Here is a 26,268-nt window from a genome sequence, read left to right on the forward strand (position 1 = left end):
CCTACCTCCGTCGTGTACGGCGGCTTCCGCGCGATGCACTCGTCCACCCCTGAGGGCACATTGTGGCCCGTCCGCCGTGTTGTGGTACTCCCCATCCCACCAAACCGGCGCGGACATGGCGTCACCCCGCGGGTCCAACTTCCCGTACTGCTGAGGGATGACATCCGGTCACCGAACGGCGGCTCATGTACTACGGGAGGCTGATCGAACCCTTAGGGAGGACCCGCAGACACCGGGGAGACACCTGGGTGACGGTCCCTGCATCACGGAGCGTCATACCGAGGGGCGGTCACGCCCGGACTCAGCCGGCCCGGTGCACCACCGCGTCGCACAGGCCCTCCAGCGCCGCCTTGGCCGGGCACTGCGGCAGCGGTGCCAGCAGCGCGCGGGCCTGCTCGGCGTAGCGCACGGTGTCGCGGCGGGCCTGCTCCAGCGCGGGGTGGGCGCGCAGCTTGGTGAGCGCCTCGGCGTGGCGGGCGTCGTCGGTCAGATCGCCGGCCAGCAGCTCGCACAGCGCGCGGTCCTCGGCCGTACCGGATTCGCCCTCGGCCAGCGCGCGCAGATGCAGCACCGGCAGCGTCGCGATGCCCTCGCGCAGGTCCGTACCCGGCGTCTTGCCGGACTCGTGGGAGTCGCTGGCGATGTCCAGCACATCGTCGGCCAGCTGGAAGGCGGTGCCGAGCCGCTCGCCGTACTGGGTGAGGATGTTGACGACCGACTCCTGCGCGCCGGACATCATCGCGCCGAAGCGGCAGGCCACGGCGACCAGCGAGCCGGTCTTGCCCGCCAGGACGTCCAGGTAGTGGTCGATCGGGTCCTGGCCGTCGCGCGGTCCGGCGGTCTCCAGGATCTGGCCGGTCACCAGGCGTTCGAACGCCTCGGCCTGGATGCGGACCGCGTCGGGCCCGAGGTCGGCCAGGATGTGCGAGGCGCGGGCGAAGAGGAAGTCGCCGGTCAGTACGGCAACGGAGTTGCCCCAGCGGGCGTTGGCGCTGGCCACACCGCGGCGCACATCCGCCTCGTCCATCACGTCGTCGTGGTAGAGCGTCGCCAGATGCGTCAGCTCCACGACCACCGCCGACGGCACCACACCGGGGCTGTACGTGTCGCCGAACTGCGCGGCCAGCATCACCAGCAGCGGCCGGAACCGCTTGCCCCCGGCGCGCACCAGATGCTGCGCGGCCTCGGTGATGAACGGCACGTCGCTTTTGGTGGCCTCCAGCAGGCCCTCCTCGACAGCCGCCAACCCGGCCTGGACATCGGCCTCAAGTGCCTGGTCCCGCACGCTCAGCCCAAAAGGCTCGACGACGGTCACGAGGGGTACTCCTGTCTGCTGACGATCAAACGGAATGTCGATCTGTCGCTGTCTCCACCACTGGCCAGCGTATCCGGTCGCAGTTCGATCACCGTGAGCGCCCGCCCCTCGAACCACCCGGCCAGCACACCGGCCCATCGGGCGTTATGTTCGACATCTCCCTTTATGTGGCATTTGCGGCGGGAGGGGAGGGGCGGCAGAGGCGGGTGCGTACCCGAATGTCCCCCGGACGCCGGCCGTGACCGTGGAGCCGAATTCCGGCGAGGACCATGGGTTCTTCGGCCATCCTCGTGGCCCGCGACCGGGCTCGTCGGCCGCCGCCATCGGGATGACGCACGGGGCGGCTTGCCGTGCGGAGGCCCTTCGGCGGAGGCCCCGCACTCGTCATGGGCGCCCGACCTCACCCGTAGCGGCGCCGACGCCTCTCACCCGTACGAACGCGCCACCGCCCGCGCCAGCCGCGAAGAGGCGAACTCCGTACCGCAGACGAACCGCATCAGCGGCCCGAACGAGGCGGCGGCCGGCAGCCCGGTGAAGTACAGCCCCGGTACGGGCGAGCCGAATCCGGCGTCCAGCAGGGGCCCGCCCGCGCGCATGGCGAGGTCGGTGCGCAGGCCCGTACCGAGGAAATCCAGCGCCGCCCGCCGCACCCGATAGCCGGTGGCGGCCAGTACATGGTCCGCGATGACCTCGCCGCCGTGCCCGTCCGCGCCGCGCAGCGCCAGCACCGGGCGGCCGTCGCGGACCCGGGCCCGCACGATCCGCCGCCCCTCGGTGACCGACACGCGCCCCTGAAAGCGGTCCCGCAGCCACCACGCCCCCAGTGGGCCCAGCACCCGGCGCATCAGGAACCGCCGCGTGGGCACCGGGAGATGACGGAACGCCCCGGCGTGGTGCGTGAACGCGTACAGGGACCAGGCATTGCCGAACGGTGCCCGCGGCCGCCACCGGGGCCGGCGGTCCGGCGGCGCGCCGAAGCCGACCGCCGCGCGCCGCGCGCCACCACCCGTACGGATGCCGCGCCGCGCTCCACCAGGAGCACCGCACTCTCCAGGGCCGACTGGCCCGCGCCGACCACGACCACGTCCCGCCCGGCCGGCGCCGACAGGTCGTGGTGCTGGGAGCTGTGCGAGACGGGTCCCGTGGCGAACGGCCCTTCCGGGACGGCGGCCGCCAGCTCCGGTGGCAGATGCGCGAGGTTGCTCAGCCCGATGGCGACCACCACCGCCCGCGCCGCGGCCGACAGGCCGTACGGGCCGGCCCCGATGACCGCCACCGGAGTCCTCGTATCCGTCACCTCGGCCGCCTCTCCAGTGGGTGGTGTGCCGCCGCTCCGGTCCCGGTGGCGCGGCGGGTGTCGCGGTGCAGGCGCACCAGGTGGCGGGCTCCGGGCCCGGTGGAGCGCGCGAGCATCATGAAGAACGGCAGCGGATCGTCGCCCGCGAACCACTCCGCCTCGGTGCCGGCCACCCGGCGTCCGGGGCCGCCGTCCCGGTAGGCCGGCCGCGCGGGCAGATCGATGGTCTCGACGACGAAGCGGCGCCCGGGGCGCTCGGCGCCCTCCGGGACGGGTCGCCCGCGCCGACGCCTCCGTGGCGCAGGGGGCACTTCCCGATCTTGACGATCAGCCCCGGCACACTGCGGTCGACCGCGAGCCGTACGCCACTGCGAGCTATCTGCCCCCCAACTCCAACAGCCGCGTCCGAGGAATCCCCGGCTCGTACCGGCAACGGACGCTAGGACCGAAATGCCCAGTACGGCAAGGGATTTCCGGACATTGGGGGTGGCGGGAGAGGTGAACGGGGGCGCGTACGGGCCGAGGGCGGACGGGGCGCACGCCTGCGCAGGTCTCGGGGTTCGGCGGCCGGACCGGAGTTGTCCACAGGCTCCCCCGCCGCATTGCGCCCGGCCGTACCCTGATCTTCGAACCGGCCGGCCCGGCCATCATCCGATGCGGGACCGGCCGGCCCGCCCACCGGCGACGACGAAACGAGGAGCTGTCCATGCCCGCGCAGAGCCCGTTCGACCTGGCGGAAGGCGAACCCTTCGGCCCGCACACCCTCCCCTACGGCGTCTTCACCACGGCCGAGGCACCCGGCCGGCGCAGACTCGGCGTCCGCTACGGCCACCACGTCCTCGACCTGAGCGCGCTGCCGGACGCACTGCCTTCGGTCGTACGGCCCGCGCACGCGGAACTGCTCGCCGCACCGTCCCTCAACCCCCTGCTCGGCGCCGGGCGCGCCGTCTGGCAGGAGGTCCGCGCGGCCGTCCGCGCCGCCGTCACCGCCCCCGAGCACCGCACCGCCGTGGCACCGCTCTTCCACACCCTGGACGCGGTGACCCTGCACCTCCCCTTCGAGGTCGCCGACTACGTCGACTTCTACTCCAGCGAGCACCACGCCACCAACGTCGGCCGGATCTTCCGCCCCAACGGCGCGGCACTGCCGCCCAACTGGAAGCATCTGCCGATCGGTTACCACGGCCGCGCCGGCACCGTCGTCGTCACCGGCACCCCTGTGGTGCGTCCCAACGGCCAGCGCAAGACCCCGGCGGACGCCGCCCCGTCCTTCGGCCCGTCCGCCCGCCTCGACATCGAGGCGGAGGTCGGCTTCGTGGTCGGCACCCCCTCCGCCCTCCATGAGCCGGTGGGTCTGGACGCCTTCCGCGACCATGTCTTCGGCGTCTGCCTGGTCAACGACTGGTCCGCACGCGACATCCAGGCATGGGAGTACCAACCGCTCGGCCCCTTCCTGGGCAAGTCGTTCGCCACCTCCGTCTCCGCGTGGATCACCCCGCTCGACGCCTTCGACCAGGCCCGTACGCCCCCGCCCGCCCGGGACTTCCCGCTGCTGCCGTACCTGGACGACGCGGACGGGGAGCCGGGCGGGATCGACCTCCGCATCGAGGTGGCCCTCAATGGCGAGCGCCTCTCCAGTCCGCCGTTCTCCGCGATGTACTGGACGCCCGCCCAGCAGCTGGCCCATATGACGGTCAACGGCGCTTCGCTGCGCACCGGCGATCTGTTCGCCTCCGGCACGGTCTCCGGGCCCGAGCCCGACCAGCTCGGATGTCTGCTCGAAATCACCCAGGGCAAGGGCCCCTACCTCCAGGACGGCGACGAGATCACCCTCACGGCCTGGGCCCCCGGCCCCGACGGCGCCCGGATCGGCCTGGGCGAGGTCACCGGACGCGTCCTGCCCGCGCCCGATCTGGGCACGGTTTCGGCCGCGCCGCCTCAGGAGGCCCCATGACGGGTGCCGACGAGACGGGTGCGCACGGGTCCGGCGGACCCGCCCTCACGCTCCCCGAGGAACTGCTGCTGCTCGCGCTGGACCCCGTCCGCGGGCGCCCGATAAGCAACGCCGCGTATCTGCGGTACGGCGTGGCGGGCGCGGCGCTGGCGGAGCTGGAGGCGGCCGGGCGGATCACCGTGGAGCGCGGCGACCGGGTCGCGGTGGCCAATCCGCTGCCGCTCGGCGACCCGGTCCTGGACGGTGCGCTCGCCGCGCTGCCCGCCCCGGGCAAGCAGCGGGGCAGCAGCGTCAAGGCCCATCGCTGGGTGCGCAGCGCCGCCCGGCCGGTCCACGAGCTGTGCCTGCGCCGCCTCGAGGAGCGTGGTGCGGTCCGCCGCGAGCCCCACCGTGCCCTGGGCCTCTTCCCGTACGACCGGTTCCCGGCCGGCCCGGTCGACCTGATAGGCCCGGCGCGCGCCCGCTTTCTGGCCGCGCTCGATGCTCACCTCCCCGACCCGCGCACCCGCCTCCTGGCCGCCCACGCCGCGGCCGTCGACCTGGACGCCAAGCTCGTGCCCGGCGGCCCCTTCTCCGCCCAGCGTCGCGACCTCAAACGCCTCGCGAAGCAGGAGTGGTCCGCCCACGCCGCGTACCAAGCCGTCCAGATGGACAAGAGCTCGGCGGCGAGTTAGGGGCAGCACGTCGGGGGCACGGGACGGGGCGGGGCAGGACGCGGGCCGGAGAGCCATGGTGTGGGGAGTGGGGGTGGGAGGGGGGCGGGGGGGGAGGCCCCCGGAAGGGAACCCGCCTCCCCCGCGTCACATCCCCCCGCCCCGCCCGCCCCCTCCTGCTACCCTCGCCCCTCCCTGTCCCACCAACGGAGGAGACGTACGTGCGCAAGGCAGCGCAGATCGTCGGGGCGGCCGCGGTTGCCGCGATGCTGCTCAGCGGTTGCGGAAGCAGCGGCGACAAGGGCGCAGACAAGGGCAGCGACAGTGCGCCGAGCAAGGCGCCGGAGAGCGGGGCGTCGACTCCGGGCGGGCAGGCCACGGGCGGCAAGGCGCTCGACGGGGCCTGGAAGGCCGGGTCGGCGCAGAGTCCGCTGGTGCTCGTCGTCGCCCATGGCACCGTGGCGCTGGCCGACGGGCACAAGACGGCCTGTATGGGCAAGGTCCAGGAGATGGCCGGGATGACGATGGCCGCCCTGAAGTGCACCAAGGGCGACAACAGCCGCACCATGGGCACCCTCAAGCCCGGCGCGGACGGCAAGACGCTGACGGTCCACTGGAAGAACGGGCCGACCGAGCAGTACACCAAGTCCACCGACGGCAGCGTGAAGATCCCGGACATGCCGAACCTGCCGAGCATGCCCAGCAGCTGACCGTGAGCAGCACGCGCAACGGCCGCCGCCCGGAGCCCTCTTGGGACTCCGGGCGGCGGCCGTATGACGCCGAAATACCGGGCCGCACCGCGGTCTCGGCCGTGCGGCGGCGCGCCGTCAGCGGACGAACACTCCGGCCTGGCCCGCCAGATCGAGGAAATACTGCGGTGCCAGGCCAAGCACCAGGGTGACCGCGACGCCGACAGCGATGGCGGTGGTCGTCAGCGGGCTGGGGACCGCGACGGTGGGGCCGTCCGGCTTCGGTTCGCTGAAGAACATCAGCACGATGACGCGGATGTAGAAGAACGCGGCGATGGCGGACGAGATCACACCGACCACCACCAGCCAGCCCGCGCCGCTCTGGGCCGCCGCCTTGAAGACCGCGAACTTCCCGGCGAAACCGGACGTCAGCGGGATACCGGCGAAGGCGAGCAGGAAGACGGCGAAGACCGCCGCCACCAGGGGCGAACGGCGGCCGAGCCCGGCCCACTTGGACAGGTGGGTGGCCTCGCCGCCCGCGTCCCGTACCAGGGTGACGACGGCGAAGGCGCCGAGCGTCACGAAGGAGTACGCGCCCAGGTAGAACAGGACGGACGAGATGCCGTCCTCGCTGGTGGCGATGACACCGGCGAGGATGAAGCCGGCGTGGGCGATGGAGGAGTAGGCCAGCAGACGCTTGATGTCGGTCTGGGTGATGGCGACGATCGCGCCGCCCAGCATCGTGACGATCGCCACGCCCCACATCACCGGCCGCCAGTCCCAGCGCATGCCCGGCAGCACGACGTACAGCAGCCGCAGCAGCGCGCCGAAGGCGGCGACCTTGGTGGCGGCCGCCATGAAGCCGGTGACCGGGGTCGGGGCACCCTGGTAGACGTCCGGGGTCCACATGTGGAACGGGACCGCGCCGACCTTGAACAGCAGGCCCATCAGCACGAGCGCCGAACCGATCAGCAGCAGCGCGTCGTTGCCCATCGTGCCGGCCAGCGCGGGGTCGATCTGCTTGGCGCCGTCCGAGACGACCTCGGCGATTCCGGCGTAGGTGACCGTGCCCGCGTAGCCGTAGAGCAGGGCGATGCCGAACAGGAGGAACGCGGAGGAGAAGGCGCCGAGGAGGAAGTACTTGACCGCGGCTTCCTGGGAGAGGAGGCGTTGGCGGCGGGCCAGGGCGCACAGGATGTAGAGCGGGAGGGAGAAGACCTCCAGGGCGATGAAGAGGGTCAGCAGGTCGTTGGCCGCCGGGAAGACCAGCATGCCGCCGATCGCGAAGAGGACGATCGGGAAGACCTCGGTGGTGGTGAACCCGGCCTTGACCGCGGCCTGTTCGGCGGCGCCGCCGGGGACGGCGGCGGCCTGGGCGGCGAACGAGTCCACGGGCTTGTTGTGCGCCGCGGGGTCGAGCCGGCGCTCGGCGAAGGTGAAGACGGCGACCAGGGAGACCAGCAGGATCGTGCCCTGGAGGAAGAGGGCGGGGCCGTCGACGGCGATGGCGCCCATGGCGGCGATATGTGCCTTGGACGAGCCGAAGCCGGCGGCCGCCAGGCCGATCACCGCGGCGAACGCGGCGGCCAGCGCCACCACGGACAGCGCCAGCTGGGCGTAGTAGCGGCTCCTGCGGGGCAGCAGCGTCTCGACCAGGACGCCGAGCACCGCCGCACCGAGGACGATCAGGGTCGGCGAGAGCTGGGCGTATTCGATATGCGGTGCCGGGATCCGGCCCGGCACCTCGGCCGCCACCGTCCACAGGCTGTGGACACTTGCCACGGAACTCACTTCGCGGCCTCCACGTCTTGATCAGGCGCGGCGTGGCCGTGCCGGCCTCCACCGGGCACGGCGTTCACCTGCACAGCGGGCTTGGGGTCCTTCTTGTCCACGACGGACAGGGTGTGCTGCACCGCCGGATTGACGATGTCGGTGAGCGGTTTGGGATACACCCCGAGGAAGAGCAGCAGCGCGATCAGCGGCGCGACCACGACCAGCTCCCGGATCCGCAGGTCGGGCATGCTGCGCACCTCGTCCTTGACCGGGCCGGTCATCGTCCGCTGGTAGAGGACCAGGACGTAGAGCGCGGCCAGGACGATGCCGAGGGTGGCGATGATGCCGATGACCGGGTAGCGGCTGAAGGTGCCGACCAGGACGAGGAATTCGCTGACGAACGGCGCCATTCCGGGCAGCGAGAGGGTGGCGAGACCGCCGACGAGGAAGGTCCCCGCGAGCACCGGGGCGACCTTCTGGACGCCTCCGTAGTCCGCGATCAGGCGCGAACCGCGGCGGCTGATCAGGAAGCCGGCGGCCAGCATCAGCGCGGCGGTCGAGATGCCGTGGTTGACCATGTAGAGCGTCGCGCCGCCCTGGCCCTGGCTCGTCATGGCGAAGATGCCCAGGATGATGAAGCCGAAGTGGGAGATCGAGGCGTAGGCGATCAGGCGCTTGATGTCGCGTTGGCCGACGGCGAGCAGGGCGCCGTAGACGATGCTGATCAGGGCGAGGACGAGGATGACCGGGGTCGCCCAGCGGCTGGCTGCGGGGAAGAGCTGGAGGCAGAAGCGGAGCATCGCGAAGGTGCCGACCTTGTCGACGACCGCGGTGATCAGCACCGCCACCGGGGCGGTCGCCTCGCCCATGGCGTTGGGCAGCCAGGTGTGCAGCGGCCACAGCGGGGCCTTGACCGCGAAGGCGAAGAAGAAGCCGAGGAACAGCAGCCGTTCGGTGCCGGTGCCGATGTCGAGCTTGCCGGCGGCCCGGGCCTCGACGATCTGCTGGAGCGAGAAGGTGCCGGTGCCGAGCTGGTCGGCGGTGACGGCGTAGAGGCCGATGACCGCGGCCAGCATGATCAGGCCACCGGCGAGGTTGTAGAGCAGGAACTTCACCGCGGCGTACGACCGCTGGGTGGCGGCCTGGTCCTCGCCGCCCGCGTGGGCGCGGTCCCCGAAGCCGCCGATGAGGAAGTACATCGGGATGAGCATGGCTTCGAAGAAGATGTAGAAGACGAAGACGTCGGTGGCTTCGAAGGAGAGGACGACCATCGCCTCGACGGCCAGGATCAGGGCGAAGAAGCCCTGGGTGGGCCGCCAGCGGCGGTTGGGGCGGGCCTCTTCCAGGGGGTCGGCGTCGTGCCAGCCCGCCAGGATGACGAACGGGATCAGCAGGGCGGTCAGCGCGATCAGGGCGACGGCGATGCCGTCCACGCCGAGTTCGTAGCGGACCCCGAAGTCGCGGATCCAGGCGTGTGATTCGGTGAGCTGGTAGGGGCCCTTGGCGCCCGGTACGAAGCGGAAGGCGATCACCAGGGCCAGCGCGAAGGTGGCCAGGGAGAACGCCAGCGCCAGCCATTTGGCCGCGCTGCGCTTGGCGGCGGGCACCGCGGCGGTGGCGATCGCGCCGATCGCCGGGAGCGCCGCGGTGGCCGTCAGCAGGGGAAAGGACATGGCTCAGACACCCCTCATCAGCAGGGTCGCGGCGACGAGAACGGCGGCCCCGCCCAGCATCTGGACCGCGTACGAGCGGACGAAGCCGCTCTGCAACCGGCGCAGCCGGCCGGAGAGTCCGCCCATCGTGGCCGCCGTGCCGTTGACCGCACCGTCCACCACGGAGTGGTCGAGATAGACGAGCGTGCGGGTGACATGTTCGCCGCCGCGGACCAGGACGACGTGGTTGAAGTCGTCCTGGAGGAGGTCTCGGCGGGCGGCGCGGGTGAGCAGCGAGCCGCGCGGGGCGGTGGCCGGTACGGGCCTGCGGCCGTACATGGCCCAGGCGATGCCGACGCCGATGATCAGGACGACCATGGTGGCGGCGGTGACGGTGGTGGCGCTGACCGGGGAGTGGCCTTCGGAGAAGGAGGTGACCGGCTCCAGCCACCTGACGAAGTTTTCGTTGAGGCTGAACAGGGCGCCCGCGAAGACCGATCCGAGGGCCAGCACGATCATCGGGATCGTCATGACCTTGGGCGACTCGTGCGGATGGACTTCTTCCGGGTCCCAGCGTTTTTCGCCGAAGAAGGTCATCAGCATCACCCGGGTCATGTAGAACGCGGTGATCGCGGCGCCCAGGAGGGCCGCGCCGCCCAGGATCCAGCCTTCGGTGCCGCCCTTGGCGAACGCCGCCTCGATGATCTTGTCCTTGGAGAAGAAGCCGGACAGTCCGGGGAAGCCGATGATCGCCAGATAGCCGAGGCCGAAGGTGACGAAGGTGACCGGCATATACCGGCGCAGACCGCCGTAACGGCGCATGTCCACCTCGTCGTTCATGCCGTGCATCACGGAGCCGGCGCCGAGGAAGAGGCCGGCCTTGAAGAAGCCGTGGGTGACCAGATGCATGATCGCGAAGGCGTAGCCGATCGGGCCGAGACCGGCGGCCATGATCATGTAGCCGATCTGGGACATCGTCGAGCCGGCCAGCGCCTTTTTGATGTCGTCCTTGGCGCAACCGACGATCGCACCGAAGAGCAGCGTGACCGCGCCGACGGCGACGACGGCCGCCTGGGCGTCGGGTGCGGCGTTGAAGATCGCCCCGGAGCGGGTGATCAGGTAGACCCCGGCGGTGACCATGGTGGCGGCGTGGATCAGGGCCGAGACCGGGGTCGGGCCCTCCATCGCGTCGCCGAGCCAGGACTGGAGCGGCACCTGTGCCGACTTGCCGCAGGCGGCCAGCAGCAGCATCAGCCCGATGGCGGTCAGTTTGCCCTGGGAGGCCGCGCCGGTGGAGGCGAGCACCGGGCCGAAGGCGAAGGTCCCGAAGGTCGTGAACAACAGCATGATCGCGATGGACAGGCCCATATCGCCGACGCGGTTGACCAGGAACGCCTTCTTGGCGGCGGTGGCCGCGCTGGGCTTGTGCTGCCAGAAGCCGATCAGGAGGTACGAGGCGAGGCCGACGCCCTCCCATCCGACGTAGAGGAGAAGGTAGTTGTCGGCGAGGACGAGCAGCAGCATCGCCGCGAGGAAGAGGTTGAGATAACCGAAGAAGCGGCGGCGCCGGTCGTCATGGGCCATATAGCCGATCGAGTAGATGTGGATCAGCGAGCCGACCCCGGTGATCAGCAGGACGAAGGTCATCGACAGCTGGTCGAGCTGGAAGGCGACGTCGGCGCGGAAGCCGCCGACCGGGATCCAGCTGTACAGGTGCTGGTGCAGGGCACGGTGCTCGGGGCTCTTGCCGAGCATGTCGACGAAGAGAGCCGCCCCGATGGCGAACGAGGCCACCGCGAACAGCGAGCCGATCCAGTGGCCGGCGCGGTCCAGGCGACTGCCGCCGCACAGCAGTAGGGCCGCACCGACCAGCGGTGCCGCGACGAGCAGCGCGATCAAGTTCTCCACTTTGTGCGACCCCTTACAGCTTCATCAGGCTGGCGTCGTCGACCGAGGCCGTATGACGGGTGCGGAAGATCGACACGATGATCGCCAGGCCGACCACGACCTCGGCCGCGGCGACGACCATCGTGAAGAAGGCGATGATCTGGCCGTCGAGATTCCCGTGCAACCGCGAGAAGGTCACGAAGGCGAGATTGCAGGCGTTGAGCATCAGCTCGATGCACATGAACACCACGATGGCGTTCCGCCTGATCAGCACCCCGGCCGCGCCGATGGTGAACAACAGGGCGGCCAGGTAGAGGTAGTAGACCGGGTTCATTTCTTGGCCCCCTCCGGGTGCTCCTTGGGCGCCGGGCCACCGGACGGCGGGGGCTCGGGTTCGTCCGCGGACTCACGCCCCAGCCATTTCTCGGAGCGCTGCTCCAGCGCCTTCAGCTCGGCGAGCGACTCCCGTGAGACGTCGCGGATCTGGCCGCGCCCGCGCAGCGTGGGGTTGACCGTCAGCTCGGACGGAGTGCCGTCGGGCAGCAGGCCCGGGATGTCCACGGCGTTGTGCCGGGCGTAGACGCCGGGGGCGGGCAGCGGCGGGATGTGCGTGCCGTCCTTGATGCGGGCGATGGACTGTTCGCGCTGGCTCTTGGCGCGCTCCGTACGCTCGCGGTGGGTGAGCACCATGGCGCCGACGACCGCGGTGATCAGCAGCGCGCCGGTGATTTCGAAGGCGAAGACGTACTTGGTGAAGATGAGCGCGGCCAGGCCCTGCACATTGCCGCCGGCGTTGGCGTCCCCCAGCCCGTTGAACTGCTGGAGCGAGGCATTGCCGATACCGGCGATGAGCAGGATGCCGAAGCCGATGCCCAGGCCCGCGGCGAGCCAGCGCTGGCCCTTGAGCGTCTCCTTGAGGGAGTCCGCGGCGGTGACGCCGACCAGCATGACGACGAAGAGGAAGAGCATCATGATCGCGCCGGTGTAGACGACGATCTGGACGATGCCGAGGAAGTACGCGCCGTTGGCCAGATAGAAGATCGCCAGGACGATCATGGTCCCGGCCAGGGAGAGGGCGCTGTGGACGGCGCGCCTGAGCATGACCGTGCACAGCGCGCCGGTGACGGCGACGATGCCCAGGAGCCAGAACTGCACGGCCTCGCCGGTGGAGGCCGCGGCGGCGAGGGCGGTCATGACCGCACCTCCTTGTCCTGAGACGCCGCCGCCTCTTCCGGCCGTTCGCCCTTGGAGGCGGCGACCTGACGGACCGTCCCGGGCGCGGCCTCGGTCACCAGCCCCTTGTAGTAGTCCTTCTCCGTCATGCCCGGGTAGATCGCATGCGGGGAGTCGACCATGGTGTCCTCCAGGCCGACGAGCAGCTCTTCCTTGGTGTAGATGAGCGAGGTGCGGGTCTTGTCGGCGAGTTCGTACTCGTTGGTCATGGTCAGCGCGCGGGTCGGACATGCCTCCACGCACAGACCGCACAGAATGCAGCGCAGATAGTTGATCTGGTAGACGCGGCCGTAGCGCTCGCCCGGGGAGTAGCGCTCCTCGTCGGTGTTGTCGGCGCCCTCGACGTAGATGGCGTCCGCGGGGCAGGCCCAGGCACACAGCTCGCAGCCGATGCACTTCTCCAGGCCGTCCGGATGGCGGTTGAGCTGATGGCGGCCGTGGAAGCGCGGGGCCGTCGGCTTCTTCTCCTCCGGGTACTGCTCGGTCAGCCGCTTCTTGAACATGGCCTTGAAGGTCACGCCGAAGCCGGCCACGGGGTTCTGGAACTCAGGCACCGTCGCCCCCCTTTCCGTCGATACCGTTTCCGTCACGGACAGTGTCCAGCCCGCCACTGACAATCAGCTCCCGCTCGGACTCGGGGCCCCAGCGCGGCCGCCTCCGCGGCACCGGCGGCAGGCTCTGTCCGGGCAGCGGCGGTACGGGGAATCCGCCGGCCATCGGGTCGAACTCCCCGTCCCCGTCCGGCTCCTGAACCGGCTCGCCGCGCCGGAAGAAGTCCACGAGCAGCGAGATCAGCAGCAGGGTGATGGCGCCCCCGGCGACGTAGAGCACGATCTGCTGGAACTGGTAGCCCTCGTTCTTCAGCGCCCGGACGGTGGCGACCAGCAGCAGCCAGACCAGCGAGACCGGGATGAGGACCTTCCAGCCCAGCTTCATCAACTGGTCGTAGCGCACCCGCGGGAGCGTGCCGCGCAGCCAGATGAAGAAGAACAGCAGCAGCTGGACCTTGATCGTGAACCAGAGCATCGGCCACCAGCCGTGGTTCGCACCCGCCCAGAAGGAGGAGATCGGGTACGGGGCCCGCCAGCCGCCCAGGAAGAGCGTGGTCGCCACCGCCGAGACCGTCACCATGTTCACGTACTCGGCGAGCATGAACATCGCGAACTTGATGGACGAGTACTCGGTGTTGAAGCCGCCGACGAGGTCGCCCTCGGACTCGGGCATGTCGAACGGAGCGCGGTTGGTCTCGCCCACCATCGTCGCGATGTAGATGAGGAACGACACCGGCAGCAGCAGGACGTACCACCTGCTCTGCTGCGACTCCACGATCGTCGACGTCGACATCGACCCGGAGTAGAGGAAGACCGAGGCGAAGGCGGCGCCCATCGCGATCTCGTACGAGATCATCTGGGCGCAGGAGCGCAGCCCGCCGAGCAGCGGATAGGTCGAGCCGGAGGACCAGCCGGCCAGCACGATGCCGTAGATGCCGACGGAGGCGGTGGCCAGGACGTAGAGGATGCCGATGGGCAGGTCGGTGAGCTGCATCGGGGTGCGGACACCGAAGATGGAGACCTCGTTGTCGGCCGGGCCGAAGGGGATCACCGCGATCGCCATGAAGGCCGGGATGGCCGCGACGATCGGCGCGAGGACGTAGACGGCCTTGTCGGCGCGCCGCACGACCACGTCCTCCTTGAGCATCAGCTTGATGCCGTCGGCCAGGGACTGGAGCATGCCCCAGGGGCCGTGCCGGTTGGGGCCGATGCGCAGCTGCATCCAGGCGACGACCTTGCGTTCCCAGACGATGGAGAACAGCACGGTCAGCATGAGGAACGCGAAGCAGAAGACCGCTTTGACGACGACCAGCCACCAGGGATCGCGGCCGAACATCGACAGGTCTTCCTGCGCCAACACGGTTCCTGCGGCGGTCAGTTGGTCGAGCCGCTGCATCAGACCTCCTCCTCGGCGGGCTCCGTCGTGCCGGGTACGGCGGAGACCTTCACCAGCTCACCGGGGCGCGCCCCGGTGTCGGCGGCGACGCCACCGCCGACGGAATTCAGCGGCAGCCACACCACCCGGTCGGGCATCGGCGTCACCCGCAGCGGCAGCCGCACCGAGCCCGCCGGTCCCGTCACGGCCAGCAGGTCGCCGTCCTTGACGCCGGTCTCCTCGGCGGTGGCCGGCGACATCCGGGCGAGTGCGGCGTGCCGGGTGCCGGCCAGCGCCTCGTCGCCTTCCTGGAGCAGGCCCTGGTCCAGGAGGAGGCGGTGCCCGGCCAGTACGGCCTCGCCGGTGTCGGGGCGGGGCAGCGGGCTTCCGCTCTCCACGGGCTCCCCGGCCCACGGGCCGTCCCAGCCGCCGAGCCGTGCCATCTCGCGGCGTACGGCGTGGACGTCCGGCAGGCCCAGATGGGCGTCCAGGGCGTCCGCGAGCATATGCAGCACCCGCGCGTCCGGCAGCAGATGGCGCCGGGTCATCTGGTCGGGTTTGAGCGCGGCCTCGAACGGCCGGGCCCGGCCCTCCCAGTTGAGGAACGTGCCGGCCTTCTCGACCACGGCCGCCACCGGGAGGACCACATCGGCCCGTTCGGTGACCTGTGAGGGCCGCAGTTCCAGGCTGACCAGGAAGCCGACCTCGTCCAGGGCTGTCAACGCGCGGGCCGGGTCGGGCAGGTCGGCGACCTCGACGCCCGCCACCAGGAGCGCGCTCAGCTCTCCGGTGGCCGCGGCCTCGATGATCTGGCCGGTGTCGCGGCCGTGGCGGTGCGGGAGTTCGGCCAGGCCCCAGGCGGCGGCGACCTCGTCGCGGGCCCGGGGATCGGTGGCCGGACGGCCGCCGGGCAGCAGCCCCGGCAGCGCGCCCGCTTCCAGGGCGCCGCGCTCACCGGCCCGCCGCGGGATCCACACCAGGCGGGCGCCGGTGGCGGTGGCCGCGCGGACGGCGGCGGTCAGGGCGCCCGGCACCGCGGCCAGCCGCTCGCCGACGACGATCACCGCGCCGTCCTGGCGCAGCGCCTCGGCGGCCGCGCGCCCTTCGCCCTCCAGGCCGACGCCGCCGGCCAGCGCGTCGAGCCATTCGGTCTCGGTGCCGGGCGCCGCCGGGAGCAGCGCGCCGCCCGCCTTGATCAGGCCGCGCGAGGCGTACGGGGCCAGCCCGTAGGTGTGTTGGCCGCTCCTGCGGTGCGCCTTGCGCAGTCGCAGGAAGACGCCGGGGGCCTCCTCTTCGGCCTCGATACCGGCCAGGAGGACGGCCGGTGCCTCCTCCAGGGCGGTGTACGTGAGGCCCCCGCCCCCGAGGTCCCGGCCCCGCCCGGCGACCCGGGCCGCCAGGAAGTCGGCCTCCTCGGCGCTGTGGACCCGCGCCCGGAAGTCGATGTCGTTGGTGTCCAGCGCGACCCGGGCGAACTTGGCGTAGGCGTAGGCGTCCTCGACGGTCAGCCGGCCGCCGGTCAGGACGCCGGTGCGGCCCTTGGCGGCGGACAGCCCCCGGGCCGCGGCCTCCAGGGCGTCCGGCCAGCTCGCCGGTTCCAGTGCGCCGGTCTCCCGGTTGCGCACCAGCGGGTGCTCCAGCCGGTCCCTCTGCTGCGCGTAGCGGAAGGCGAACCTCCCCTTGTCGCAGATCCACTCCTCGTTGACCTCGGGGTCGTTGGCGGCCAGCCGCCGCAGGACCTTGCCGCGCCGGTGGTCCGTACGCGTCGCGCAGCCGCCCGCGCAGTGCTCGCACACCGACGGCGAGGAGACCAGGTCGAAGGGGCGGGAGCGGAAGCGGTACGCGGCCGAGGTGAGCGCGCCGACCGGGCAGATCTGGATGGTGTTGCCGGAGAAGTACGACTCGAACGGGTCGCCCTCGCCGGTGCCGACCTGCTGGAGGGCGCCGCGCTCGACCAGCTCGATCATCGGGTCGCCGGCGATCTGGTTGCTGAAGCGGGTGCAGCGCGCGCACAGCACGCACCGCTCGCGGTCCAGCAGCACCTGGGTGGAGATCGGCACCGGTTTGGCGAAGGTGCGCTTCCTGCCGTCGAAGCGCGACTCCGGGTCGCCGACCTGCATCGCCTGGTTCTGCAGCGGACACTCGCCGCCCTTGTCGCAGACCGGGCAGTCCAGCGGGTGGTTGATCAGCAGCAGCTCCATCACCCCGCGCTGCGCCTTCTCGGCCACCGGGGAGGTCAGCTGTGTTTTGACGACCATGCCGTCGGTGCAGGTGATGGTGCACGAGGCCATCGGCTTTCGCTGGCCCTCGACCTCGACGATGCACTGGCGGCAGGCGCCGGCCGGGTCCAGCAGCGGATGGTCGCAAAAACGCGGGATCTCGATGCCGAGGAGTTCGGCGGCGCGGATGACCAGCGTCCCCTTGGGGACGGAGATCTCGATGCCGTCGATCGTCAGGGTGACGAGGTCCTCGGGCGGGAGGGCCGTGGAGCCGCTGTTCGCCCCCGTGGTTGTGACGGTCATGCATTCACCCCCAGGTGAGCGTCGTTGTCGGCCCACAGGGTCGACTTGGCGGGGTCGAAGGGGCAGCCCTTGCCGCTGATGTGCTGCTCGTACTCCTCGCGGAAGTACTTCAGCGAGGAGAAGATCGGGGAGGCGGCGCCGTCGCCGAGGGCGCAGAAGGACTTGCCGTTGATGTTGTCGGCGATGTCGTCGATCTTGTCGAGGTCCGCCATCCGGCCCCTGCCGGCCTCGATGTCGCGCAGCAACTGCACCAGCCAGTAGGTGCCTTCGCGGCAGGGCGTGCACTTGCCGCAGGACTCGTGGGCGTAGAACTCGGTCCAGCGGGTGACGGCGCGCACCACGCAGGTGGTCTCGTCGAAGCACTGGAGCGCCTTGGTGCCGAGCATCGAGCCGGCCTCGCCGACGCCCTCGTAGTCGAGGGGCACGTCGAGGTGTTCGTCGGTGAACATCGGCGTGGACGAGCCGCCCGGCGTCCAGAACTTCAGCCGGTGGCCGGGGCGCATGCCGCCGCTCATGTCGAGCAGCTGGCGCAGGGTGATGCCCAACGGGGCTTCGTACTGGCCCGGGTTGGCGACATGGCCGCTGAGCGAGTAGAGCGTGAAGCCCGGGGACTTCTCGCTGCCCATCGACCTGAACCACTCTTTCCCTTTGTTCAGGATCGCGGGAACCGACGCGATGGATTCGACGTTGTTCACCACAGTGGGGCAGGCGTAGAGGCCCGCCACCGCCGGGAAGGGAGGACGCAGCCGGGGCTGTCCGCGACGGCCCTCCAGGGAATCCAGCAGCGCGGTTTCCTCACCGCAGATGTACGCGCCGGCGCCCGCGTGCACGATCACATCCAGGTCGAGTCCCGATCCGAGGATGTCCTTTCCGAGGAAGCCCGCCGTATACGCCTCCCGTACGGCCTCGTGCAGTCGGCGCAGTACGGGAACGACCTCGCCGCGCAGATAGATGAAGGCGTGGTTCGACCGGATCGCATGACAGGCGATCACGATCCCCTCGATGAGGGCATGCGGGTTCGCGAAGAGGAGCGGGATGTCCTTGCAGGTCCCGGGCTCCGATTCGTCGGCGTTGACAACGAGATAGTGCGGTTTGCCGTCGCCCTGCGGGATGAACTGCCATTTCATGCCGGTGGGGAAGCCTGCACCGCCGCGGCCGCGCAGGCCGGAGTCCTTGACGTAGGCGATGACGTCGTCGGGCGGCATGGCCAGCGCCTTGCGCAGGCCCGCGTAGCCGTCATGGCGGCGGTAGGTCTCCAGCGTCCAGGATTCCGGCTCGTCCCAGAAGGCGGACAGGACGGGCACGAGGAGCTTTTCGGGGTCGCTCCCGGCCTCGGGCCGGGTGCCCCCGTACTCGGCGGCCACGGTCATCACTCCCCCTCCTCATCGGCGTGCGGTCCGGCGGCAGTGTCACTGCGGGGCGAAGCCCCTCCGTCCGGGGCGGTGGTGGGCGACGGGTGGGCGGGTTCGGAGGCCGCGGTCTGCTGCGGCGCGTCATGCGAGCTGGGGTGGCCCGAGGGCGGCGGTTCGTCGGGGTGGCCACCGGGCGGCTCATCGGTGGGGCCCGTGGCCGGGGTGCGCGGGGCGATGACGTGGTCGGTGCCGCGGCCCGGGGCGCCCTCGCCCCTGGCCAGGCGCAGCCCGACGAGCGAGGCTTCGCCCGCGCCGCCGGTGGCCGCGACGGCGCCCGGGCGCGCATCGGGGAAGCCCGCCAGGATCCGGGACGTCTCCTTGAAGGTGCACAAGGGGGCGCCGCGGGTGGGTTCGACGGTGCGCCCGGCCCGCAGATCGTCGACCAGACGCTTGGCGGTCTCGGGCGTCTGGTTGTCGAAGAACTCCCAGTTGACCATCACGACGGGGGCGAAGTCGCAGGCGGCGTTGCACTCGATGTGTTCGAGGGTGACGGCGCCGTCCTCGGTGGTCTCGCCGTTCTCGACGCCGAGGTGCCGCTTGAGCTCGTCGAAGATGGCGTCGCCGCCCATCACCGCGCACAAGGTGTTGGTGCAGACCCCGACCTGGTAGTCGCCGCCGTCGTTGCGGCGGTACATGGAGTAGAAGGTCGAGACGGCGGTGACCTCGGCCGTGGTCAGGTCGAGCCGCTCGGCGCAGAAGCGGATGCCGGTGCGGGTGATGTGTCCCTCCTCGGCCTGGACGAGGTGCAGCAGCGGCAGCAGCGCGGACCGCGGGCCGGGGTAGCGGGCGATCACCTCCTCGGCGTCCGCCTCCAGCCGGGCCCGTACCTCGGCGGGGTAGTCGGGAGCGGGGAGTTGGGGCATGCCCAGCTGGACGTCGTTCACCGGTCGACGCCTCCCATCACGGGGTCGATGGACGCGACGGCGACGATGACGTCGGCGACCTGGCCGCCTTCGCACATCGCCGCCATGGCCTGGAGGTTGGTGAAGGACGGATCGCGGAAGTGCACGCGGTAGGGGCGGGTGCCGCCGTCGCTGACCGCATGGACGCCCAGTTCGCCCTTGGGGGATTCCACGGCGCAGTACGCCTGGCCGGGCGGAACGCGGAAGCCCTCCGTCACCAGCTTGAAGTGGTGGATCAGGGCCTCCATCGAGGTGCCCATGATCTTCTTGATGTGGTCGAGGGAGTTGCCGAGGCCGTCGGGGCCCAGGGCCAGCTGCGCGGGCCAGGCGATCTTCTTGTCCTCGACCATGATCGGGCCCGGTGCGAGCCGGTCCAGGCACTGTTCGACGATCCGCAGCGACTGGCGCATCTCCTCCAGCCGGATCAGGAACCGGCCGTAGGCGTCGCAGGTGTCGGCGGTGGGCACCTCGAAGTCGTAGCTCTCGTATCCGCAGTACGGCTGCGTCTTGCGCAGGTCGTGGGGGAGTCCGGCGGAGCGCACGATGGGGCCGGTGGCGCCGGTGGCCAGACAGCCGGCCAGGTCGAGATAGCCGATGTTCTCCATGCGGCCCTTGAAGACCGGGTTGCCGGTGGCGAGCTTGTCGTACTCGGGGAGGTTCCTGCGCATCTTCTTGACGAAGGCGCGCACCTGGTCGACGGCGCCCGGGGGCAGGTCCTGGGCCAGGCCGCCGGGCCGGATGTAGGCGTGGTTCATGCGCAGGCCGGTGATCAGCTCGTAGAGGTCGAGGATCAGTTCCCGGTCGCGGAAGCCGTAGATCATGATCGTGGTGGCGCCCAGTTCCATCCCGCCGGTGGCGATGGCGACGAGGTGGGAGGAGAGCCGGTTGAGCTCCATCAGCATGACGCGGATGACCGAGGCCCGCTCGGGGATCCGGTCGGTGATGCCGAGCAGCTTCTCGACGGCCAGGCAGTAGGCGGTCTCGTTGAAGAACGGGGTGAGGTAATCCATCCGCGTGACGAAGGTGGTGCCCTGCGTCCAGGTCCGGTATTCGAGGTTCTTCTCGATACCGGTGTGCAGATAGCCGATACCGCAGCGGGCCTCGGTGACGGTCTCGCCGTCGATCTCCAGGATCAGCCGGAGCACGCCGTGGGTGGAGGGGTGCTGCGGCCCCATGTTGACGATGATCCGCTCGTCGTCGGACTTCATCGCCCGCGCGGCGACCTCGTCCCAGTCGCCGCCGGTGACGGTGTAGACCGCGCCCTCGGTGGTGTCGCGCGCGACAGACGGGGGCGGCCCGGCGGGCCTCGATGAGGGGCGGTGGTCGGGAGACGGGTGGGCGGGTGGGGTGGTCATCAGCTGTACGACCTCCGCTGGTCCGGAGCCGGGATCTGGGCGCCCTTGTACTCGACGGGGATGCCGCCGAGCGGGTAGTCCTTGCGCTGCGGGAAGCCCTGCCAGTCGTCGGGCATCATGATCCGCGTCAGCGCGGGATGGCCGTCGAAGACGAGACCGAAGAAGTCGTAGGTCTCGCGCTCGTGCCAGTCATTGGTCGGATAGACGCTCACGAGCGAGGGCACGTGCGGGTCGGCGTCGGGCGCGGAGACCTCCAGCCGGATGAGCCGGTTGTGGGTGATCGAGCGCAGGTGGTAGACGGCGTGCAGCTCGCGGCCCGTGTCCTCGGGGTAGTGCACCCCGCTCACACCCGTACACAGCTCGAAGCGCAGCGCCGGGTCGTCGCGCAGGATCTTGGCGACCGCCGGCAGATACTCCCGCTCGATGTGGAAGGTCAGCTCCGCGCGGTCCACGACGGTTTTGGCGATGACGTTCTCGGGCACCAGGCCCTGCTCGTCGAGGGCGCCCGCCAGTTCGTCGGCGATCTCGTCGAACTCGCCGTAGCCTTCCGCGGCGCCGCGCGGTCCCCCGTAGGGCCGGCTGCTCGCCCCGGGCAGCCGTACGGTGCGCACCAGGCCGCCGTAACCGGAGGTGTCGCCGCCGTTGTTGGCGCCGAACATGCCGCGGCGGGTGCCGATCACCTCGCCAGTGTCGTCACGCTGGACCGGGACGCCGCCGTTGTGGTTCGCCTGGTCGCGCTCGGGGTTCTTCGGGTCACTCACCGCGGCAGCCCCTTCTGTCCGGCCGAGAGGGGCATCTCGATCAGGGGAAGCGCCTTGAGGGCCGCCTCCTCCGCCTCTCGGGCGGCCTGCTCCTGGTTGACGCCGAGCTTGGTGTCCTGGATCTTGCGGTGGAGTTTGAGAATGGCGTCCATCAGCATTTCGGGACGCGGCGGGCAGCCCGGCAGATAGATGTCGACGGGAACGATGTGGTCGACGCCCTGCACGATCGCGTAATTGTTGAACATGCCGCCCGAGGAGGCGCACACCCCCATGGAGATCACCCATTTCGGGTTCGGCATCTGGTCGTAGACCTGCCGCAGCACGGGCGCCATCTTCTGACTGACCCGGCCGGCCACGATCATCAGATCCGCCTGCCGCGGGGAGCCGCGGAAGACCTCCATGCCGAAGCGGGCCAGGTCGTAGCGCCCGGCGCCGGTGGTCATCATTTCGATGGCGCAGCAGGCCAGCCCGAAGGTCGCCGGGAAGACCGAGGATTTGCGCACCCATCCCGCGGCCTGCTCGACAGTGGTCAGCAAAAAGCCGCTCGGCAGCTTCTCTTCAAGTCCCATGGGTGACCCCTAGTCCCATTCCAGGCCGCCACGGCGCCAGACATAGGCGTAGGCGACGAAGACGGTGAGCGCGAAGAGGAGCATCTCGACGAGCCCGAAGATCCCGAGGGCGTCGAAGGTGACGGCCCAGGGGTAGAGGAAGACGATCTCGATATCGAAGACGATGAAGAGCATCGCCGTCAGGTAGTACTTGATCGGAAAGCGACCGCCGCCGGACGGCTGCGGGGTCGGCTCGATTCCGCATTCGTACGCCTCAAGCTTCGCCCGGTTGTAGCGCCTGGGTCCGACGAGCGTGGCCATCACGACCGAGAAGATCGCAAAGCCTGCCCCGAGGGCTCCCAGTACGAGGAGGGGCGCATAAGCGTTCACCGTCCTCGCTCCCTTCAGTCGACGATGACTGGATGGCGGTCCGCTCGGGCCCACTGGGCTGCCCCGGAGAGATCGTGCATATGTGAGGCAGTTCACAAGCCCGAACGCCTGCATCTTATGCCCGCCGGTCTGTGATCTGCGACACGGGGTGCGACAACGACTTTGTGATCTTCACCACCTGACGAAGGATCATGAAGCCGAATCGTCGGTGATCTTCATACGCGAAGCGCGCGAGTGATCACTTGAGGTGACATTCGCCGGGGTTACCGCTGGTCAGCGACGCGGCCTCTTTATCAAGCCAGGGCCGTTTCAAGCAAATTGGCGCGAGAACCGGCCAACTGGTATATGCCGCCGAGCCCGTTGGGTGACCCGGCCGTGATGCGACCGTGATCGTCGGTGCGTGCTCGCGTTCACGAGCGGACCCCCGGACGGTCGACCGGGCGACGGACCGGGTGCCGTCCGACGGTCGCGCGAAGCGGACCTCGCCCGTCAGATCACGGGAACATAACGGACACTCAAGAGTGACCTATCCCACGCGGTTTCACGCGATAAGTCCTTGACGGCCGGGAAGCCTTGGCGTGGCGGGTGCAGAGGTGGTAAGCCCCTCCCGACGCCCCATCAGGCTGCAAATGCCATGCGTAGGAACATGATCGCGGAATCCGGACATCACGCTTCCGCCTAGTCGTGCGACCAAAAGATCCCTTTTGTTCGTCGCGTACACGTCAAGTGTGGTGCACGCCACCTTTCTTGGCAGCAACCTGCGGCTCCTGATAGCCGTGGTGTCATGTCCCCGAACGCACTCATACCCAGCCACCGGAAGCCCCGCCGTTCCGCGTCCTCGCGGGCACTGCGTGCGGGCGTGACCGGTGGCTTCCTCACCCTCGCGGTGACCGGCGCCAGCGTGCCGGCCAACGCCATGGAAAGGCCCGTCTCCGAAACCCAGGAGATGCCCACCATCACGACAGCGCTGGCCACCAGCGCCACCAAGAGCGCGGACGCGGCCCAGCAGGTCGCGTTCGACTACGAGCGCCAGGCCCTCCAGGACAACGCGCTCGCCGAGGCCGCCAAGGTCGCGGAGAAGCACAAGGCCGAGGCCGTGAAGAAGGCCAAGGCCGAGGCCGCGGCCAAGAAGAAGGCCGCGGAGGCCCGCCGCGCCAAGGAGGCCGCCCAGGCCCGCGCCTCGCGCTCCGCCGTCCGCACCTCGCTCTCCGCCGGCACCGGCAACGCCGCCACCCTGGTCTCCTTCCTCAAGGCCCAGCTCGGCAAGGCGTACGTCCTCGGCGCCACCGGCTCCTCGTCGTACGACTGCTCCGGCCTGACCCAGGCCGCGTTCAAGCAGATCGGGATCGACCTGCCGCGCGTCTCGCAGGACCAGTCCACCCAGGGCACCCAGGTCGGCCTCAGCAACCTCCAGGTCGGCGACCTCCTCTACTGGGGCAGCGCGGGCAGCGCCTACCACGTCGCCGTCTACGTCGGCGACGGCAAGTTCATCGGCGCCCAGAACCCGAGCACCGGCATCGTCGAGCGCCCGCTCAGCTACGACATGCCCACCGGCGCGGTGCGCGTCCTCTAGGACCGCCGCACCCCCGGTAGCCGCGAAGGGCCGCCCCTCCCCCGGGGCGGCCCTTCGTCGTACCGGTCCGGCGCCCGGTCACCGCTTGATGAACTCCAGCACGTCGGCGTTCAGCTGGGCGTGGTGGCTGGCGTAGATGCCGTGCCCGGCGGTCGGGTACTCCTTGTACGTCGCGCCCGGGATCAGTTCGGCGGTGCGCCGCCCGGTGACCTCCACCGGCGCCGAGAAGTCGGCGGCACCGTGGACGACCAGCGCCGGGACGTCGATCTCGCGCAGCGCCGCCCGGCTGTCGGTGTGCACCGCCGCCTGCTGCGCCTGGAGGGTGGCCCACGGCGAAGCCGACAGGCACTGCGCCATGGTGTGCTCCACCAGGGCGGGCGAGACGTCGTTGCCCAGGTGGGTGGCGAAGAACGCCTCCTTCTGGCCGGCCAGCCACTTCGGCCGGTCCGCCCGCAGCCGCGCCATCGACGCCTCGATCGCCTCCTGGGGCAGGCCCTGCGGATTGTCGTCCGTACGCTTCAGGAACGGCAGCATCGCCGCGATGAACACCACCCGCGCCACCCGCCCCGCGCCGTGCCGCGCCAGATAGCGCGCGATCTCGGCGCCGCCGAGCGAATGCCCGACGAGGGTGACGTCCCGCAGATCGAGCTGCGTCAGCACCGCGGCCAGGTCGTCGGCCGTCGAGTCGATGTCGTAGCCGGTGGAGGGCCGGTCGGACCGGCCGTGCCCGCGCCGGTCGAAGGCCACGCAACGGAAGCCGCGCTCGGCGAAGAAGGGGAGCTGGTACTCCCACATCTCGGTGTTGAGCATCGCGCTCGAAACAAACACCAGCGTCTCGCCCTGACCGTAGTCCTCGTAGGCGAGGCGGGTTCCGTCGTGGCTCTCGACGTACATGGTGTTCCCTCCCGTTTCCCGGCAACCGCCGCGGGGTTTCCCGCGGCGTGCCCAAGACTGCCGGGAGGGGACCTCCCGCTCAATTACGCGGGAGGTCATGGCCGGGGGCCGTGGGGCGGCGCTACGCCTTCGGCGCCACCTTGCTCAGCCCGTTGATGATCCGGTCCATCGCGTCGCCGCCCGTCGGGTCGGTGAGGTTGGCCAGCATCTTGAGGGTGAAGCGCATCAGCATCGGGTGTGTCAGACCGCGCTGGGTGGCGATCTTCATGACCTTGGGGTTGCCGATCAGCTTCACGAAGGCGCGGCCCAGGGAGTAGTAGCCGCCGTAGGTGTCCTTGAGGATCTTGGGGTAGCGCTGGAGGGCCAGCTCGCGCTGGGCGTAGGTGGCGCGGGCCTGGGCCTGGACGATGACCTCGGCGGCGATCGACCCGGACTCCATCGCATAGGCGATGCCCTCGCCGTTGAACGGGTTGACCAGCCCGCCCGCGTCACCGACCAGCAGCAGGCCCCTGGTGTAGTGCGGCTGGCGGTTGAAGGCCATGGGCAGGGCGGCGCCGCGGATCGGGCCGGTCATGTTCTCGGGGGTGTAGCCCCAGTCGGCGGGCATCGAGGCGCACCACGCCTTGAGGACCTCACGCCAGTCGAGCTCCTTGAAGGAGTCGGAGGTGTTCAGGACGCCGAGGCCGACGTTGCTGGTGCCGTCGCCCATGCCGAAGATCCAGCCGTAGCCGGGCAGCAGACGGTCCTGGGCACCGCGCCGGTCCCAGAGTTCGAGCCAGGACTCCAGGTAGTCGTCGTCGTGGCGGGGCGAGGTGAAGTACGTCCGCACGGCGACGCCCATCGGGCGGTCCTCGCGCCGGTGCAGGCCCATGGCCAGAGAGAGGCGCGTGGAGTTGCCGTCGGCGGCCACCACGAGCGGGGCGTGGAAGGTGACCGGGGTCCTGTCTTTTGCATCAGACCCAGCCTCGCCGAGCCTGGCGTGGACGCCGGTGATGTGGCCGGTGAGGTCGTCGATGATCGGCGCGCCGACGTTGCAGCGCTCGTGGAGGCGGGCGCCGGCCTTCTGGGCCTGGCGGGCCAGCTGCTCGTCGAAGTCGTCGCGCTTACGGACCAGTCCGTAGTTCGGGTACGAGGCGAGATCCGGCCAGTCGAGCTGGAGGCGGGAGCCGCCGCCGATGATGCGCAGGCCCTTGTTGCGCAGCCAGCCGGCCTCCTCGGAGATGTCGATCCCCATCGCGACCAGCTGCTTGGTCGCCCGCGGGGTCAGACCGTCGCCGCAGACCTTCTCGCGCGGGAACGCGGTCTTCTCCAGGAGGAGGACATCCAGACCGGCCTTCGCCAGGTGATAGGCGGTGGTCGAGCCGGCGGGCCCGGCGCCGACGACGATCACGTCCGCGCTGTGGTCGGAGCGGGGAGTGGTCACGGACTCGGTCGAGGACGCGGACGCGGGCTCGGGCACGGGGGTCTCCCGGAAGTCGATGGAAGCCGACAGGGCCGACGGGGTCGACGGGGTCGCTATCTGGATATCGGGG

At 70.4% G+C, this 26,268-nt stretch carries 22 protein-coding genes and 1 pseudogene; 4 read left to right on the forward strand and 19 right to left on the reverse strand.

What is annotated here, in order from left to right:
• Positions 1-301 precede the first annotated feature (301 nt).
• The 3 genes and pseudogenes from B1H19_RS19150 to B1H19_RS19160 form a co-directional block, all read right to left on the reverse strand.
• Positions 302-1,315: a polyprenyl synthetase family protein gene (locus B1H19_RS19150; RefSeq protein WP_083105874.1), complete on the reverse strand. Its 1,014-nt coding sequence runs from the start codon at positions 1,313-1,315 to the stop codon at positions 302-304.
• A 425-nt stretch (positions 1,316-1,740) separates the two neighbouring features.
• Positions 1,741-2,564, reverse strand: a pseudogene (locus B1H19_RS19155) (SidA/IucD/PvdA family monooxygenase); the annotation flags it as partial.
• 44 nt (positions 2,565-2,608) lie between these two features.
• Positions 2,609-2,923, reverse strand: coding sequence for a hypothetical protein (locus B1H19_RS19160; protein WP_083105875.1), 315 nt, complete (start codon positions 2,921-2,923; stop codon positions 2,609-2,611).
• 395 nt (positions 2,924-3,318) lie between these two features.
• On the opposite strand from B1H19_RS19160, the gene fahA reads away from it, so the two are divergent.
• From fahA to B1H19_RS19175, 3 genes are all read left to right on the forward strand, one after another.
• Positions 3,319-4,566, forward strand: coding sequence for a fumarylacetoacetase (fahA, locus tag B1H19_RS19165; RefSeq protein ID WP_083105876.1), 1,248 nt, complete (start codon positions 3,319-3,321; stop codon positions 4,564-4,566).
• Positions 4,563-5,240, forward strand: coding sequence for a GOLPH3/VPS74 family protein (locus tag B1H19_RS19170; protein ID WP_083105877.1), 678 nt, complete (start codon positions 4,563-4,565; stop codon positions 5,238-5,240). The genes fahA and B1H19_RS19170 overlap by 4 nt, the downstream gene beginning before the upstream one ends.
• A 200-nt stretch (positions 5,241-5,440) precedes the next feature.
• A complete protein-coding gene (locus B1H19_RS19175) occupies positions 5,441-5,929 on the forward strand; it encodes a hypothetical protein (protein WP_083105878.1) in 489 nt (162 codons plus the stop codon).
• Between the two features lie 117 nt (positions 5,930-6,046).
• Here B1H19_RS19175 and nuoN read toward each other — a convergent pair whose 3' ends face one another.
• The 14 genes from nuoN to B1H19_RS19245 are packed head-to-tail and all read right to left on the reverse strand — an operon-like array spanning position 6,047 to position 22,269.
• A complete protein-coding gene (gene nuoN / locus B1H19_RS19180; protein WP_083105879.1) occupies positions 6,047-7,699 on the reverse strand; it encodes an NADH-quinone oxidoreductase subunit NuoN in 1,653 nt (550 codons plus the stop codon).
• Positions 7,696-9,354 carry an NADH-quinone oxidoreductase subunit M gene (locus B1H19_RS19185; RefSeq protein ID WP_083105880.1) on the reverse strand — a complete coding sequence of 553 codons (1,659 nt, stop codon included), beginning with the start codon at positions 9,352-9,354 and terminating at the stop codon, positions 7,696-7,698. The genes nuoN and B1H19_RS19185 overlap by 4 nt, the downstream gene beginning before the upstream one ends.
• Positions 9,355-9,357: 3 nt before the next feature.
• Positions 9,358-11,241 carry an NADH-quinone oxidoreductase subunit L gene (gene nuoL / locus B1H19_RS19190; protein ID WP_083105881.1) on the reverse strand — a complete coding sequence of 628 codons (1,884 nt, stop codon included), beginning with the start codon at positions 11,239-11,241 and terminating at the stop codon, positions 9,358-9,360.
• 13 nt (positions 11,242-11,254) lie between these two features.
• Positions 11,255-11,554 (reverse strand): NADH-quinone oxidoreductase subunit NuoK, encoded by a 300-nt coding sequence (gene nuoK / locus B1H19_RS19195; RefSeq protein WP_083105882.1) that lies wholly within the window; start codon positions 11,552-11,554, stop codon positions 11,255-11,257.
• Positions 11,551-12,414 (reverse strand): NADH-quinone oxidoreductase subunit J, encoded by an 864-nt coding sequence (locus tag B1H19_RS19200; RefSeq protein ID WP_083105883.1) that lies wholly within the window; start codon positions 12,412-12,414, stop codon positions 11,551-11,553. The genes nuoK and B1H19_RS19200 overlap by 4 nt, the downstream gene beginning before the upstream one ends.
• Positions 12,411-13,007 (reverse strand): NADH-quinone oxidoreductase subunit NuoI, encoded by a 597-nt coding sequence (gene nuoI, locus B1H19_RS19205; RefSeq protein WP_107426055.1) that lies wholly within the window; start codon positions 13,005-13,007, stop codon positions 12,411-12,413. Before nuoI ends, B1H19_RS19200 begins: the two co-directional genes overlap by 4 nt.
• Complete coding sequence (gene nuoH / locus B1H19_RS19210) at positions 13,000-14,400, reverse strand: NADH-quinone oxidoreductase subunit NuoH (protein WP_083105885.1); 1,401 nt, start codon at positions 14,398-14,400, stop codon at positions 13,000-13,002. The genes nuoI and nuoH overlap by 8 nt, the downstream gene beginning before the upstream one ends.
• Complete coding sequence (locus B1H19_RS19215) at positions 14,400-16,901, reverse strand: NADH-quinone oxidoreductase subunit G (protein ID WP_083105886.1); 2,502 nt, start codon at positions 16,899-16,901, stop codon at positions 14,400-14,402. The genes nuoH and B1H19_RS19215 overlap by 1 nt, the downstream gene beginning before the upstream one ends.
• The gene (gene nuoF / locus B1H19_RS19220) at positions 16,898-18,271 is read right to left on the reverse strand and encodes an NADH-quinone oxidoreductase subunit NuoF (RefSeq protein WP_083105887.1); all 1,374 of its coding nucleotides are present in this window, start codon (positions 18,269-18,271) and stop codon (positions 16,898-16,900) included. Before nuoF ends, B1H19_RS19215 begins: the two co-directional genes overlap by 4 nt.
• Positions 18,271-19,197, reverse strand: coding sequence for an NADH-quinone oxidoreductase subunit NuoE (nuoE, locus tag B1H19_RS19225; RefSeq protein WP_083105888.1), 927 nt, complete (start codon positions 19,195-19,197; stop codon positions 18,271-18,273). The genes nuoF and nuoE overlap by 1 nt, the downstream gene beginning before the upstream one ends.
• Positions 19,194-20,570, reverse strand: a complete 1,377-nt coding sequence (locus B1H19_RS19230) for an NADH-quinone oxidoreductase subunit D (protein WP_083105889.1) — start codon at positions 20,568-20,570, stop codon at positions 19,194-19,196. Before B1H19_RS19230 ends, nuoE begins: the two co-directional genes overlap by 4 nt.
• Positions 20,570-21,331, reverse strand: coding sequence for an NADH-quinone oxidoreductase subunit C (locus tag B1H19_RS19235; RefSeq protein ID WP_083105890.1), 762 nt, complete (start codon positions 21,329-21,331; stop codon positions 20,570-20,572). Before B1H19_RS19235 ends, B1H19_RS19230 begins: the two co-directional genes overlap by 1 nt.
• Entirely contained in the window at positions 21,328-21,900 is a 573-nt protein-coding gene (locus B1H19_RS19240; protein WP_083105891.1) for a NuoB/complex I 20 kDa subunit family protein, read from the reverse strand. Before B1H19_RS19240 ends, B1H19_RS19235 begins: the two co-directional genes overlap by 4 nt.
• A 9-nt stretch (positions 21,901-21,909) precedes the next feature.
• A complete protein-coding gene (locus B1H19_RS19245; RefSeq protein WP_030067024.1) occupies positions 21,910-22,269 on the reverse strand; it encodes an NADH-quinone oxidoreductase subunit A in 360 nt (119 codons plus the stop codon).
• Between the two features lie 784 nt (positions 22,270-23,053).
• On the opposite strand from B1H19_RS19245, the gene B1H19_RS19250 reads away from it, so the two are divergent.
• Positions 23,054-23,842, forward strand: coding sequence for a C40 family peptidase (locus B1H19_RS19250; RefSeq protein WP_083105893.1), 789 nt, complete (start codon positions 23,054-23,056; stop codon positions 23,840-23,842).
• Between the two features lie 78 nt (positions 23,843-23,920).
• Here the strand turns inward: B1H19_RS19250 and B1H19_RS19255 are convergent, their stop codons facing one another.
• Together B1H19_RS19255 and B1H19_RS19260 are read right to left on the reverse strand one after the other, a co-directional pair.
• Positions 23,921-24,736 (reverse strand): alpha/beta fold hydrolase, encoded by an 816-nt coding sequence (locus B1H19_RS19255; protein WP_083105894.1) that lies wholly within the window; start codon positions 24,734-24,736, stop codon positions 23,921-23,923.
• 121 nt (positions 24,737-24,857) lie between these two features.
• Positions 24,858-26,159, reverse strand: coding sequence for a geranylgeranyl reductase family protein (locus B1H19_RS19260; RefSeq protein WP_083109740.1), 1,302 nt, complete (start codon positions 26,157-26,159; stop codon positions 24,858-24,860).
• Positions 26,160-26,268: the final 109 nt, after the last annotated feature.

The sequence above is a fragment of the Streptomyces gilvosporeus genome (assembly GCF_002082195.1).
Taxonomy (GTDB): Bacteria; Actinomycetota; Actinomycetes; order Streptomycetales; family Streptomycetaceae; genus Streptomyces; species Streptomyces gilvosporeus.